Origin of the sequence: Actinomadura sp. KC216 (genome assembly GCF_004348535.1) — a bacterium.
In the GTDB taxonomy this organism is placed as follows: Bacteria; Actinomycetota; Actinomycetes; order Streptosporangiales; family Streptosporangiaceae; genus Spirillospora.
In genome coordinates this window covers 19,335-32,809 of record NZ_SMJX01000021.1, presented here as the reverse complement: position 1 = coordinate 32,809, position 13,475 = coordinate 19,335, and the positions used below count along the sequence as shown (strand labels likewise).

Annotated in this window: 11 protein-coding genes; 8 read left to right on the top strand and 3 right to left on the bottom strand. The window is 72.1% G+C overall.

Features of this window, described 5'->3' with window-relative positions; all coding sequences use genetic code 11:
• Nucleotides 1–29: 29 nt before the first annotated feature.
• Nucleotides 30–770 carry a DUF899 family protein gene (locus E1264_RS06150; protein WP_132170446.1) on the top strand — a complete coding sequence of 247 codons (741 nt, stop codon included), beginning with the start codon at nucleotides 30–32 and terminating at the stop codon, nucleotides 768–770.
• Nucleotides 767–2,209 (top strand): MFS transporter, encoded by a 1,443-nt coding sequence (locus E1264_RS06145; protein WP_132170444.1) that lies wholly within the window; start codon nucleotides 767–769, stop codon nucleotides 2,207–2,209. The genes E1264_RS06150 and E1264_RS06145 overlap by 4 nt, the downstream gene beginning before the upstream one ends.
• Here the strand turns inward: E1264_RS06145 and E1264_RS06140 are convergent.
• Entirely contained in the window at nucleotides 2,206–2,979 is a 774-nt protein-coding gene (locus E1264_RS06140) for an enoyl-CoA hydratase-related protein (protein ID WP_132170442.1), read from the bottom strand. The genes E1264_RS06145 and E1264_RS06140 overlap by 4 nt on opposite strands.
• 47 nt (nucleotides 2,980–3,026) lie before the next feature.
• Here E1264_RS06140 and E1264_RS06135 point away from each other — a divergent pair, with 47 nt between their 5' ends.
• Together E1264_RS06135 and E1264_RS06130 are read left to right on the top strand one after the other, a co-directional pair.
• Nucleotides 3,027–3,902 (top strand): biotin--[acetyl-CoA-carboxylase] ligase, encoded by an 876-nt coding sequence (locus E1264_RS06135; RefSeq protein ID WP_207935744.1) that lies wholly within the window; start codon nucleotides 3,027–3,029, stop codon nucleotides 3,900–3,902.
• Between the two features lie 135 nt (nucleotides 3,903–4,037).
• Entirely contained in the window at nucleotides 4,038–5,051 is a 1,014-nt protein-coding gene (locus E1264_RS06130) for an adenylate/guanylate cyclase domain-containing protein (RefSeq protein WP_132170438.1), read from the top strand.
• A gap of 17 nt (nucleotides 5,052–5,068) precedes the next feature.
• Here the strand turns inward: E1264_RS06130 and bfr are convergent, their stop codons facing one another.
• Nucleotides 5,069–5,566: a bacterioferritin gene (bfr, locus tag E1264_RS06125; RefSeq protein ID WP_132170494.1), complete on the bottom strand. Its 498-nt coding sequence runs from the start codon at nucleotides 5,564–5,566 to the stop codon at nucleotides 5,069–5,071.
• Between the two features lie 101 nt (nucleotides 5,567–5,667).
• A complete protein-coding gene (locus E1264_RS06120) occupies nucleotides 5,668–5,964 on the bottom strand; it encodes a (2Fe-2S)-binding protein (protein ID WP_132170436.1) in 297 nt (98 codons plus the stop codon).
• A gap of 238 nt (nucleotides 5,965–6,202) precedes the next feature.
• Between E1264_RS06120 and glgX the strand changes: the two genes are divergently transcribed.
• The 4 genes from glgX (at nucleotide 6,203) to E1264_RS06100 (ending at nucleotide 13,395) form a co-directional block, all read left to right on the top strand.
• On the top strand, nucleotides 6,203–8,380 hold the full coding sequence (gene glgX / locus E1264_RS06115) for a glycogen debranching protein GlgX (RefSeq protein ID WP_132170434.1): 2,178 nt from the start codon (nucleotides 6,203–6,205) through the stop codon (nucleotides 8,378–8,380).
• A 13-nt stretch (nucleotides 8,381–8,393) separates the two neighbouring features.
• Complete coding sequence (treY, locus tag E1264_RS45170) at nucleotides 8,394–10,775, top strand: malto-oligosyltrehalose synthase (RefSeq protein WP_243710778.1); 2,382 nt, start codon at nucleotides 8,394–8,396, stop codon at nucleotides 10,773–10,775.
• Nucleotides 10,772–12,637 carry a malto-oligosyltrehalose trehalohydrolase gene (treZ, locus tag E1264_RS06105; RefSeq protein ID WP_132170432.1) on the top strand — a complete coding sequence of 622 codons (1,866 nt, stop codon included), beginning with the start codon at nucleotides 10,772–10,774 and terminating at the stop codon, nucleotides 12,635–12,637. Before treY ends, treZ begins: the two co-directional genes overlap by 4 nt.
• 86 nt (nucleotides 12,638–12,723) lie before the next feature.
• Entirely contained in the window at nucleotides 12,724–13,395 is a 672-nt protein-coding gene (locus tag E1264_RS06100; RefSeq protein WP_019629095.1) for a response regulator transcription factor, read from the top strand.
• The last annotated feature ends 80 nt before the right edge of the window (nucleotides 13,396–13,475 follow it).

Genomic DNA, 13,475 nt, shown 5'->3' with positions numbered 1-13,475 from the left:
AAAGTCCAACTGAGAGGGAGGAAACCCCGATGAGCACCGAGAAGACACCGCCGATGCCCGAGATCACCGACCGTGCCACCTTCCAGGCCCGGCTGGACGAGCTGCGGGTGCGGGAGAAGGCGCACACGCGCGCGGGCGACGCCATCGCGGCCGCCCGGCGCCGCCTGCCCATGGTGGAGGTGGACGCCACCACGCCGCTGGTCGGACCGGACGGGCCGGTCACGCTCCTGGACGCGTTCGAGGGGCGCCGGATGCTGATCGCCTACTACATGATGTGGTACGAGGGCCGTCCCGCCGCCGAGCAGTGCGAGGGCTGCACGTACTACAACGGCAAGGTCCGCGAGCTGTCCTACCTGCACGCCGCGGGCATCACCTACGCGACGCTCTGCCAGGGGCCGTACGAGGAGAGCGTCCGGTACCGGGACTTCATGGGCTGGACCATGCCCTGGTACTCCGCCCAGGACTCCGCCGAGACCCTGCTGGTCGGACGCCAGGTCGGCATGTTCCACCTGGTCGCCTACCTCCGCGACGGCGACCGCGTCTTCGAGACCTACTGGACGAACGGCCGCGGTGTCGAGGCCCTCGACAACAGCTACCCGCTCATGGACATGACCGTCTACGGGCGCCAGGAGGAGTGGGAGGACTCTCCCGAGGGCTGGCCGCACGACGGCTCGATCGACGGCGGGTTCTTCCGCATCGGCGGACGTCCCGCGTCCCAGTGGCCCCGGCTGGCGGCCGGGTACTCCGACGACCTCGGCTCCGGCACATGACCGCCGCCGACACGAGCGCCGCGCCGGCGGGCGGCGCCCCCACGGGCGGCGCCGCCCTCACGGGCGGAGCGGCCGGTACGAGGCTCGCGCCGCCGCGGTTCACGGGCAGGCAGCGGATGGTGCTGCTCGTCCTGCTGGGCGCGGGGTTCACGATGGCCGTCGACTTCTCGATCCTGAACGTCGCGCTGCCGGAGGTCGGCGCGGGCGTCGGGCTGGGGCTGACCGGCCTGCCCTGGATCACCTCGGCGTACGCGCTGCCCGCCGCGGGCTTCGCGCTCGTGTTCGGCCGCCTGGCGGACCTGTTCGGCCGCCGCAGGCTGTTCGTCGCCGGGATGGCCCTGCTGGTCGGGTCCTCGCTGCTCGGCGGCTTCGCCGTCAATCCGGAGATGCTCCTGACGGCGCGGGCGCTGCAGGGGTTCGCCACCGCGATGTCGATCCCGGCGACGCTGTCGCTGCTCACCACCACGTTCACCGAGGGCGCGCTGCGCGAGCGCGTCCTCGGCCTGAACGGGGCGCTGCTGTCCGGCGGCTTCACCGTCGGCGCGCTGGTCGGCGGGACCCTCGTCGGCCTGCTGAGCTGGCGAGCGGCGTTCTTCGTGAACGTCCCCGTCGCCGTGGTCATCCTGGCGGCGACGCCCGTCCTGATCCATGAGAGCAGAGCCCCGGGACGAACGCGGCTCGACCTGCCCGGGGCCGTCACCGTGTCCGGTGGGCTGCTGGCCGTGATCTACGCGGTGATCGAGCGGAGCGTCCCGGCCGCCGGGGCCGGGGTGCTGCTCCTGGCCGCGTTCTGGGTGATCGAGCTTCGCTCGCCCGCGCCGCTCGCCCCGGTGCACATCCTCAAGCGGGCCACCGTGAAATGGGGCAACTACGCCGGGTTCATGATCTTCGCTTTGGAACCCGCGATGATCTTCCTGATGACCCTCTACCTGCAGCGGCACCTCGACTTCTCGCCGCTGGTCACCGGGCTGGTCTTCGGTGTCCCTGGGCTGGCGTCCGTGGCCGCCGGGGTGATCGCCGGACGGGTCGTCGGGCGCCTCGGCAGCCGCGGGGTCCTCGTCGCGGGCCTGGCCGTGCAGGGGCTGGCGACCGTCCCGCTGATCTTCCTCGGGGCCGACCGGCTGGCGCTGGCCGTCCTGATCCCGGCCCTGTTCATCGGGTTCTTCGGGCATGTCAGCGCCATCGTCGCGTTCACGGTGACCGCGACGTCGGGCCTGCCGGACGAGCAGCAGGGCCTGGCGACGGGCCTGACCTCGATGACCCAGCAGGTGGCGCTGACCGTCGGCATCCCCATCATGGGCGCGGTCGCCGCGACGCAGGGGACGGGATTGGCCGGCATCCACCTCGCGCTCGGCGTGATCGTGGCCCTGACGCTCGTGACCGTCGCGCTGGTCTGGTTCGGGCTGCGGCCGCGCGACGGCCTCGGGAGCACCGCCTAGGACGGCCAGACGGGCTTGCGCTTCTCGTTGAACGCCGCGATGCCCTCGCGGCGGTCGGCGGAGAACACGACGGTCCGCCAGGCGTTCTCCTCCAGGTCGAGGCCCGCCTCCAGGCCCACGCCGCCGCCGAGGCGCATGGCCCGCTTGGCGGCACGGACGGCCACCGGGGAGTTCTGCGCGATCGCGCCGGCGATCGCGAGGGCCTCCTCACGGGCCGTTCCGGCGGGCACCTTCCGGTCGGCGAGGCCGTACTCCACGGCCTCGTCGACCCCGAGGCGGCGGCCGGTGAACACCAGGTCGGCGGCCTTGCCGGGGCCGAGGCGGCGCAGCGCGAGCTGCGTCCCGCCGCCGGCGGGGACGAGCCCGACGCTCACCTCCGGCAGCCCGAACACGGCCGTCTCGTCCGCGACGATCAGGTCGGCGGACAGCGCGAACTCGCAGCCGCCGCCGAGCGCGTACCCGTGCACGGCCGCGACGACCGGCTGCGGCAGGTTCAGGACGCCGTTGTACGCCGCCCGCGTCACCGGCCGCTGCGCCAGGAATTCGGCGTCGGTCATCCCGTTGCGCTCCTTGAGGTCGGCGCCGACGCAGAACGCCTTCTCCCCGGCCGCGCTCAGCACGACCGCCCGGACGGACGCGTCCGCCGCCACCTCCGCGCAGACCGCGGCGAGCCGCCGCGCCATCGCCGTGGAGAGGGCGTTGAGCGCCTCCGGCCGGTCCAGCACGATCTCCGCGACATGCCCGTCGCGCCGCAGCGTCACACCATCCATGACGGGCACCCTAACGATCGTCGTGGCCGTGGGGTTGGATGGGGCGGGTGAGCGACTCACCTTATGGGGATCTCGACCGGCCGCCGCTGCACGAGGCGGCGCTGCGGCGCGCGCTCGTCCGGGACGGCGGGCTGTGGCGGGACGTGCGGGTCGTGGCCGAGACGGGCTCCACCAACGCCGACCTCGCGGCGCGGGCCGCGGAGGGGGCGCCGGAGGGCAGCGTCCTGGTCACCGAGCTGCAGACGGCGGGCCGCGGGCGCCTCGGCCGGGCCTGGACGGCCCCGGCGCGGTCGGGGCTGACGTTCTCGATGCTGCTGCGCCCGCGGGTGCCGGTGCCGATGCTCGGCTGGGCGCCGCTGCTGACCGGCGTCGCCGTCGCGACCGCCGTCCGCCGGATGACGGCCTGGTCGGAGACCGGGGAGCGTTTCCTCGGCGAGGGCGCGGACGGGCGGGGCGGCGACGTGGCCGTGGACGTCCGGCTCAAGTGGCCCAACGACCTGCTCGCCGGTGGCCGGAAGCTGGCCGGGATCCTGGTGGAGAAGGCCGGGGACGGCGTCGTTGTCGGTGTGGGGCTGAATGTGGGGCTTCGGGAAGACGAATTGCCCGTGGAGACGGCCACGTCTCTCGCGATCGAGGGCGCGCCGCTGAGTGATCGGGCGCCGCTGCTGCGGGCGATCCTGCGCGAGTTCGCGACCTGGTACCGGGAGTGGACGGCGCTCGACGGCGACCCGGAGACCAGCGGGCTCCGCACCGCCTACAAGGACCTGTGCGCCACCCTCGGCCGCGAGGTGCGGGTGGAGCTGCCCGGTGACGAGTCCCTGACCGGCACGGCACGCGACGTTGACGGCGCGGGACGGCTCGTCGTCGCCGGACCTGGCGGGGAGCGCGCGATCAGCGCCGGTGACGTGGTGCACGTCCGGTGAACAGGCGAAGAGCATCGGCGGTCCCCGCAATGAAGCGGTTGCTGATCTGCGACGATATGTCCGGATACCGATTCACGACGCCGTCGCCGCGGCCCATGGCGGCGGTCGGCTGAGGGGCGGAAGATGGCGGCCGGAATGCCCGATCCGAAGGAGATCGAAGAGCTCCTGCTCGGGGGCGAGCTGCGGTACAACCGCGTCGACGCCGTGCGCCTGGCCGGGGTCTCCCGGGAGTTCTCCGGACGGGTGTGGCGCGCGTTCGGCTACCCGTCGATGCCGGACGAGACCGTCGCCTACACCGAGGGCGACATCGCCGCCCTGGACCGCATCCGCCGCCTGATGGACGACGGCGTCCTCGACGAGGAGGGCGTGATCCGGCTCGTCCGGGCGTTCGGGCAGACCATGACCCGGCTCGCGGAGTGGCAGGTCAGCCTGCTGCACAGCATGCTGACGCAGGATCCGCACGACACGCCGTCCGCCGAGGCCGTCCAGACGATCGTGGACGTGGCCGAGAAGCACATCGGGGAGTTCGAGCCGCTGGTCGTGCACGCCTGGCGGCGGCAGCTCGCCGCGGCCGGGACGCGCGCCCTCGCCGCCGCCGCGACCCGCGAGAACGGCGACCCGGCGGGCCGCACCCCGGCCACCGTCGGGTTCGCGGACATGGTGTCGTTCACGCAGGTCAGCCGGGAGCTGGAGGAGATCGAGCTGGCCCGGATCGTGGAGTGGTTCGAGGAGACCGCCGCCGACATCATCGCCTCCTGCGGCGGCCGCCTGGTGAAGACGCTCGGCGACGAGGTGCTGTTCAGCGCGGAGACACCGGAGGTCGGCGCGGAGATCGCGCTGACGGTCGCGGCGGCCATCCAGGACGAGACCGAGGTCCCGGACGTGCGGGTCGGTGTCGCGCACGGGCCCGTCGTGCCGCTGATGGGCGATCTGTTCGGCACCACGGTGAACCTCGCGGCCCGGCTCACGTCCATGGCCCGGCCCGGCTCCGTCGTGATCGACGGCGAGCTGGCCGCGCGGCTGGAGTCGAGCCGGGCGTACGAGGTGACGCGGCTGGTGCGCCGTCCGGTCCAGGGGCTCGGCATCATCCAGCCGTACGTGCTGCGCCGCGCCGCCGGCACCGGGCCCGCGGCGCCCGACGCACCCTAGCCGGGCCTGGCGGGGGGTCAGACGGGCTTGATCGAGTCCTCGCCGGGGGCGTCGGTGAGGCGCTGCAGGTAGTTCTGCTCGCCGAGCGCCTGGACGAGGCTCAGCTCGGTCTCCAGGTAGTCGATGTGCTCTTCCTCGTCGGCGAGGATGTCCTCGAAGATCCGCGCGGACGTCACGTCGCCGCGCGAGCGCATCAGCTCGATGCCGGGCCGCAGCCGGGCCACGGCCTCCAGCTCGACGGCGAGGTCCGCCTCCAGCTGCTCGAAGACGGTCTGCCCGATCCGCAGGGTGCCGAGCTTCTGGTAGTTCGGCAGGCCCTCCAGGAACAGGATCCGGTCGGTCAGCCGCTCCGCGTGCTTCATCTCGTCGAAGGACTCGTCGCGGGTGTGCTCGGCGATGCGGGTGTAGCCCCAGTTCGCCTGCATCTTGGAATGCAGGAAGTACTGGTTGATCGCCGTCAGTTCCGCGGTGAGCTGCTCGTTCAGCAGCGCGATGATTTCCCTGTCGCCTTCCATGACCCCCATGCTTCCATGGTGGGTGGTTTCAGGACAGCACTAACCCCCCGCAAGGCGCGTGTCCGCCCGTCGCGGGCGGGCCGTGCGGGGGCCCGGAAGGCTCAGGCCGCGGTCTGCGAAGCGGCGCCCCCTTCGAGGGTCTCGGCGGTCTCGGCGATGATCGGTTCGGGGCCCCGGTCGGGGACGGCCGCCAGGTCGGCCGGGCCGCCGGTCAGGGCGTCCGCGAGCTCGCTGGCGGTCCGGTACTCGCTGACCATGGTGTGGATGCGCTTGGTGCACGTCCCGCACGCCGGCTTGAAGCCGCAGGCGGCCTTGACCTCCTTGGCCGTACGGCATCCGCTCGCCATGCAGCCGTGAACGTCGTCCTCCGTGACGGCGTTGCAGATGCAGACGTACATTCGGCCGATGGACCCCTTCGTGCGGTTCGTGCCCCCCGTCTCCCTCCTGACCAGGCGAGCTTAGGGCACCCTCATTAAGGTTAGGCTCCCCTAAAGTAGCTCAGGTTAGTCCGTTCTGGCCAGAGCTCGTCCGATCGGTGTGATCCACCCCTCACGGGGAAGGGCTTCCCACGCGCGCGCCGCGGTGCGGGCTCGCGTCGCACGAGACTCGCGGGCCGCAGGGACGGAGGGCGGGACAGTGGCTCAGGTTTGGCCGGGCGACGCCTACCCCCTCGGCGCCCGGTTCGACGGGGCGGGCACGAACTTCGCCGTCTACTCCGAGGCCGCCGAGCGGGTGGAGCTGTGCCTGTTCGGCGACCCGTCGGACGGCGGCGACCGGCCCGCGCCCGGCGGCGAGGGCCGGGAGACCAGGCTCACGCTCCCGGAGGTGGACGGCTTCGTCTGGCACGGGTACCTGCCCGGCGTCATGCCGGGGCACCGCTACGGGTTCCGGGTGCACGGCCCGTACGAGCCGCGCCGGGGGCTGCGCTGCAACCCCGCGAAACTGCTCCTCGACCCGTACGCGCTGGCCGTCGAGGGGGCCGTCGACTGGGACGAGTCCTGCTTCGGCTACGACCTGGGCGATCCGTCGTCCCGTAACGACGCCGACTCGGCGGCCCACACGATGCGGTCGGTGGTGGTCAGCCCCTACTTCGACTGGGGCGACGACCGGCCGCCGCGCATCCCGTACCACGAGACGGTGATCTACGAGGCGCATGTGAAGGGCCTCACCGCCCGGCATCCGGACGTCCCGCCCGAGCTGCGCGGCACGTACGCGGGCCTCGCCCATCCGGTGATCGTCGATCATCTGCGGTCGATCGGGGTGACGGCGGTGGAGCTGATGCCGGTGCACCAGTTCGTCCACGATCACGCGCTTGTGGACCGTGGCCTGCGCAACTACTGGGGCTACAACACGATCGGCTTCTTCGCGCCGCACGACGGGTACGCCTCGTCCGGGCGGCGGGGCGAGCAGGTGCTGGAGTTCAAGGCGATGGTGAAGGCGCTGCACGCGGCCGGGATCGAGGTGATCCTGGACGTCGTCTACAACCACACCGCCGAGGGCGACCATCGCGGCCCGACGCTGTCGTTCCGCGGCATCGACAACCCCGCCTACTACCGGCTCGCCGACGACGACCCCCGCTTCTACACCGACACGACGGGCACCGGGAACAGCCTGCTGATGCGCAGCCCGCACGTCCTGCAGCTGATCATGGACTCGCTGCGGTACTGGGTGACGGACATGCACGTCGACGGGTTCCGCTTCGACCTCGCCGCGACGCTGGCCCGCGACCTGCACGAGGTGGACCGGCTGTCGGCGTTCTTCGACCTCGTCCAGCAGGACCCGGTGGTCTCGCAGGTGAAGCTGATCGCCGAGCCGTGGGACGTGGGGGAGGGCGGCTACCAGGTCGGCAACTTCCCGCCGCTGTGGACGGAGTGGAACGGCAAGTACCGCGACACGATGCGCGACTACTGGCGCGGCGAGCCGGGCGCGATGCCGGAGTTCGCGTCCCGGCTGACGGGCTCGTCCGACCTGTACGCCGACGACGGCCGCCGCCCGAACGCGTCGATCAACTTCGTGACGTGCCACGACGGTTTCACGCTGCACGACCTCGTCTCCTACGACCGCAAGCACAACGACGCCAACGGCGAGGGCGGCCGGGACGGGACCGACGACAACCGGTCGTGGAACTGCGGCCACGAGGGCCCGACCGGCGACCGGGAGATCGTCGCGCTGCGCGAACGGCAGAAACGCAACCTCCTGACCACGCTGTTCCTGTCGCAGGGCGTCCCGATGCTGCTGCACGGCGACGAGATCGGCCGGACGCAGCGCGGCAACAACAACGCCTACTGCCAGGACAACGAACTCTCATGGATCGACTGGACGGACCGCGCGCTCGACGAGCACGGCACGCTCCTCGGCTTCGTCCGGCGGCTGTCCAGGCTGCGCACCGAGCATCCGGTGTTCCGGCGGCGGCGCTTCTTCCGCGGCGACCAGCGGACGGCGAAGACCCGCGCCGCGGCGCGATCGGAGGACCTGCCCGACCTCGTCTGGTTCACCCCCGGAGGCGCGGAGATGGCGGGCACGGACTGGTCGGCCGGGTTCAACAAGTCCCTGGCCGTGTTCCTGAACGGCGACGCGATCTCCGAGCCCGACCGGCGGGGCAGGAGGGTCCGCGACGACTCGTTCCTGCTCCTGTTCAACGCCCACGACGGGGACCTGACGTTCACGCTCCCGCCCGCCGCCTACGGGGAGCTGTGGACGAAGGCCCTCGACACCGCCGACCCCCTGCTCACCGAGGCGGACTCGCCCGCCGCGAAGGCCCGGGAGACCGTCCTGGTCGGTGCCCGCTCGATCCAGGTCCTGCGCCGCGGCTGAACCCATGCCCGCCATGCCCATGCCCATCGACGCCATCCCCGCCGAACCCGCTCCCGAGGAACCGCTCCCCGGCGACGAACCCCCCGATGAGGAGACCGTGTCCGAGGACCACCTGGACGAACAGACCCTGACCGAAGACAGCAGAGCCGTCCCCGGGCCGGACGGGATCGCCGCGCCGCCGACCGGGACGTACCGGCTCCAGCTCCGCGGGACGCCGGAAGGGCGGTTCGGATTCGCCGAGGCCGCCGCCCTGGCCCCCTACCTGTCGTCCCTCGGCGTGTCGCACGTGTACCTGTCGCCGATCCTGCAAGCCGCGCCCGGGTCCGCGCACGGCTACGACGTGATCGACCATTCCCGGCTCTCGGACGAGCTGGGCGGGCCCGAGGCGTTCGGCGCGATGGCGGCCCGGTTCCGGGCGCACGGGCTGAAGGTGCTGGTGGACATCGTCCCGAACCACATGGCGATCCCCGCGCCGCCCGACCTGAACCTGCCGCTCGCCGCCGTCCTCGCCGAGGGGGCGGACGGGGCCGGCTCGCCGTTCGCCAAGTGGTTCGACATCGACTGGGCGTCAGGCGGCGGGAGGATCGTCCTCGGCGGCGAAGGCGAGCCGAACTACCGGCGGTTCTTCGACATCGACGGGCTCATCGGGCTCCGCCAGGAGGACCCGGAGGTGTTCGAGCGCACGCACGCGCTGCTGCTGAGCCTGGTCGAGGAGGGCCTGGTGGACGGGCTGCGCGTCGACCATCCGGACGGCCTCGCCGACCCGCGCGGCTACCTGCGGCGGCTGGCGGACGCGGCCCCGGGCGCCTGGCTGCTGGTCGAGAAGATCACCGAAGGGGAGGAGCGGCTGCCGCCGGACTGGCCGTGCGCGGGCACCACCGGCTACGACTCGCTCGGCATGGTCGGCGGCCTGTTCGTCGACCCGGCGGGCGAGAAGCCGCTCACCGAGTACTACGTGGCGCTGACGGGCGGCCCGCGCGACTTCGGCGAGGTCGAACGCGACGCCCGCCTCCATGTCGCGTCGCACGGGCTGAAGCCGGACATCGACCGGCTGGTGCGCGTCCTGCGGCGGATCGTGGGCGGCGAGCGGAGGCCCGGTCTGGAGCGGGCCCTGGTCGAGCTGCTCATCGCCATGCCCGTCTACCGCGCGTACGTCGTCCCTGGGGAGGACGCTCCTCAGCAGGCCGTGGACGTCCTCGCCGAGGCCGCTCGCCGTGCACGGGCGCATCTGCCAGAAGAACTGCACCCAGACCTGGAGACCGTCGTAGAGCTGGCCCTAGGGCGCGGTGAGCGCACCGACGCCGAGTTCATCGTGCGGTTCCAGCAGACGTCGGCCCCGCTCGCCGCCAAGGGCGTCGAGGACACGGCGTTCTACCGGTGGAACCGGATGGCCGCGCTGAACGAGGTCGGCGGCGCCCCGGACCGGTTCTCCGTCAGCCCCGAGGATTTCCACGCGCACTGCATGAGGCTGGCTCGCGACTGGCCGTCCACGATGACGACGCTGTCCACGCACGACACGAAGCGGGAGGAGGACGTGCGGGCCTGGCTGTCCGTGCTGTCGGAACTGCCCGGCGAGTGGACGGAGGCAGTGGAACGCTGGCGGAACTGGGGTTCCGCCCCGTCCCCGCTGGAGCCGGACCTCGAATACCTCCTCTGGCAGACGCTCGTCGGCGCCTGGCCCCTCACCCCAGGGCGGCTGGAGGAGTTCCTCATCAAGGCGATGCGCGAGGCCAAGACACGCACCTCCTGGCTCGACGCGGACCTCGCCTACGAGGAGGCCGTCCTGGAGTACGCGCGGGGCGTCCTCGCCGATCCCGACCTGGTCACCGACATGACCTCGTTCGTCAGGAAGCTCGCCCCCTACGCGCGCGTGAACACGCTCGGGCAGAAGCTCGTCCAGCTGGCGATGCCGGGCGTCCCGGACGTGTACCAGGGCTGCGAGCTGACGGGGCTGTCGCTGGTCGACCCCGACAACCGGCGGCCGGTCGACTTCGGGCGCCGCCGCGAACACCTCTTCCGCCTCGACACCGGGCGGCTGCCGAAGGAGGTCGACGACGAGAAGCTGCTGGTGACGTCGCGGACGCTGCGGCTGCGCCGCGCGCACCCCGAATGGTTCGGCCGCGGTGCCGGGCACGAGCCGATCGCCTCCCGCGGGCCCGCCGCCGAGCATGTCGTCGGGTTCGCCCGCGGCGACGCCGTCGCGCTCGCCACCCGCCTGCCCGTCGGCCTGGAACGGCGCGGCGGCTGGGACCACAGGACGCGGGTGGACGTCCGCCGCCAGGGCTGGCGCGACGTCCTCACCGGCTGCACGCACATGGGCCCGTTCCTGGACGCCGCCAAGGTCTTCGAGCACCTGCCCGTCGCGCTGCTCGTCCCCAGGGAGATGAACCGGTGAGCACCCGGTTCGAGGTGTGGGCGCCGCGCGCCCGCCGCGTGGACGTCGTGACCGGCGCGGCGACCGGCGGCACCCGGCGCCACCCCATGGACGGCTCCGATTCCGGCTGGTGGCGCACCGAGATCCCGGACGCCGCCCACGGCACGGACTACGGCTTCGCTCTGGACGGCGCCGACGACGTGCTCCCCGACCCGCGTTCTCCCTGGCAACCGGACGGCGTCCATGGGCCGAGCCGCGTCTACGACCACGAACGGTTCGCTTGGACGGATCAGCACTGGCACGGACGGCCGCTCCCGGGAAGCGTCCTCTACGAAATGCACGTGGGCACGTTCACCCCGGAAGGGACGTTCGACGCGGCGGCCGAGCAACTCGACCATCTCGTCGCGCTCGGCATAGATGCCGTAGAGCTGCTGCCCGTCGCCGCATTCCCGGGCCATCACGGATGGGGTTACGACGGTGTTCACCTGTGGGCGCCGCACGAGCCGTATGGCGGGCCCGACGGGTTGAAGCGTTTCGTGGACGCCGCCCATGCGCGCGGTCTCGCCGTCGTCCTGGACGTCGTCTACAACCACCTCGGCCCGGACGGTAACCGCCTCGCCTCCTACGGCCCGTATTTCACCGACGTCCACCCGACCCCCTGGGGTGCCGCGGTGAATTTCGACCAGGAGGGCTCGGACGGGGTCCGCGACTTCGTCGTGCAGAACGCGCTGATGTGGCTGCGCGACTACCACTTCGACGGGCTCCGCCTGGACGCCGTCCATGCCATCACCGACCACAGCGCCGTCCACGTCCTGGAAGACCTGTCGTGCGCCGTGGCGTGCCTGTCGGCGCACCTCGGGCGGGAACTGTTCCTCATCGCCGAATCCGACCTGAACGACCCGCGCCTGGTGACGTCCAGGGAGGCGGGCGGATACGGCCTTGACGCCCAGTGGAGCGACGATTTCCACCACGCGCTGCACGCCGCGCTGACCGGCGAACGCCAGGGCTACTACTGCGACTTCGGGCCCTTAGAGACGCTCAAGAAAGCACTGACGAACGTCTTCGTCCACGACGGGAACTGGTCGGCGTACCGGGGGCGGCGCCATGGGCGCCCGGTCGACGTCCAGAAGACGCCCGCGCACCGGTTTCTGGGCTTCCTGCAGAACCACGACCAGGTGGGGAATCGGGCGGCGGGCGACCGGATCGGAACCGTCCTGGAGTCGTCCGGGATATCCCCGTCGATGCTCAAGGTGGGCGCGGCGCTCGTCCTGCTCGCGCCGTTCACGCCGATGCTGTTCATGGGCGAGGAATGGGGTGCGTCCACCCCGTGGTGCTATTTCACCGACCACCAGGACGCGGACCTTGCGCGCGCCGTCAGCGAGGGGCGCCGCCGCGAATTCGCCCGGCACGGCTGGGCGGGCCCGGTCCCCGATCCACAGGCTGTGGAAACCTTCCGGCGCTCCGTCCTCGACTGGAGCGAACCCGACCGCCCGCCCCATCGCGACCTCCTCGAATGGCATCGTGCGCTCCTCGCTCTGCGCCGGGCCTGGCCCGAGCTGAACGAGCCCCGGCTCACCGAGACGACCGTCGAGGTGGACGACGACACCGCCCGCTGGCTGCTGATGCGGCGCGGCCGGGTGTGCGTCGCGGCGAACCTCGGCGGGCTGCCCGTCGTGCTCCCCGCCGCCCCGCCCGGGGCGCCGCGCCCCCGGCTGCTGCTCGCCTCGGATCCGGCTATTCGCCTGGACGCCGACGAATTCGGCGATTCCGAATCGGCGTTCGTCGAACTGCCCGCCGCGTCCGCCGCCGTCCTCGCCGCGACCCGCGCCACGCCCGGGCGGCCGAATGCCGGGAGCATCCGGATTGCGCCGGATATGTGGTGATCGGGGATGTACTATGAGTGGCAAACCGCAGGTCAAGAGCGCGGCGGCGGCGGGGCAATGTTCAAGAATGGTCATACGATCGGTTCATGACCTCAGTACTGCTCGCCGAGGACGACACGTCCATCTCCGAGCCTCTCGCCCGCGCGCTGCGTCGCGAGGGGTACACCGTCGAAGTCAGCCCGGACGGCCCGCAGGCGCTGGAGCGGGCGCTCGGCGGCGGGGTTGACCTGATCGTCCTTGATCTCGGCCTTCCCGAGCTGGACGGCCTTGAGGTGGCCCGCAGGGTGCGGGCCGAGGGGCACGGCGTGCCCATCCTGATCCTGACCGCCCGTGCCGACGAGGTCGACACCGTCGTCGGTCTTGACGCGGGCGCCGACGACTATGTGACCAAGCCGTTCCGGCTGGCCGAGCTGCTCGCGCGGGTGCGGGCGCTGCTGCGCCGGGGCAGCACCGAGACGCCGATCGTCCAGGGGGTGCGGATCGACGCCGAGTCGCGCCGCGCCTGGATGGGCGACCAGGAGCTGCAGCTCACCACGAAGGAGTTCGACCTGCTGCGCGTCCTCGTCCGCGACGCGGGCAAGGTCGTGACCCGCGAACAGATCATGCGCGAAGTGTGGGACACCAACTGGTGGGGTTCCACCAAGACGCTCGACATGCACATTTCCTGGCTGCGCCGCAAGCTCGGCGACGACGCCGGCAGCCCCCGCTACATCACGACGGTGCGGGGCGTCGGCTTCCGGTTCGAGCGCGGCGACTAGCACCGGCCGCCGCGGGCGTGCGGCACGCCGGGGGCCTTCCCGAGAGGCCCCCGGGGTGACGTGCCGCACGGTCCGCGGCC

What these genes read in the sequence shown, in the direction of transcription:
- E1264_RS06150 (WP_132170446.1), top strand. Translation starts at nt 30, where the DNA reads ATGAGCACCGAGAAGACACCGCCGATGCCCGAGATCACCGACCGTGCC.
- E1264_RS06145 (WP_132170444.1), top strand. Translation starts at nt 767, where the DNA reads ATGACCGCCGCCGACACGAGCGCCGCGCCGGCGGGCGGCGCCCCCACG.
- E1264_RS06140 (WP_132170442.1), bottom strand. Translation starts at nt 2,979, where the DNA reads ATGGATGGTGTGACGCTGCGGCGCGACGGGCATGTCGCGGAGATCGTG.
- E1264_RS06130 (WP_132170438.1), top strand. Translation starts at nt 4,038, where the DNA reads ATGCCCGATCCGAAGGAGATCGAAGAGCTCCTGCTCGGGGGCGAGCTG.
- bfr (WP_132170494.1), bottom strand. Translation starts at nt 5,566, where the DNA reads ATGGAAGGCGACAGGGAAATCATCGCGCTGCTGAACGAGCAGCTCACC.
- E1264_RS06120 (WP_132170436.1), bottom strand. Translation starts at nt 5,964, where the DNA reads ATGTACGTCTGCATCTGCAACGCCGTCACGGAGGACGACGTTCACGGC.
- treY (WP_243710778.1), top strand. Translation starts at nt 8,394, where the DNA reads ATGCCCATGCCCATCGACGCCATCCCCGCCGAACCCGCTCCCGAGGAA.
- E1264_RS06100 (WP_019629095.1), top strand. Translation starts at nt 12,724, where the DNA reads ATGACCTCAGTACTGCTCGCCGAGGACGACACGTCCATCTCCGAGCCT.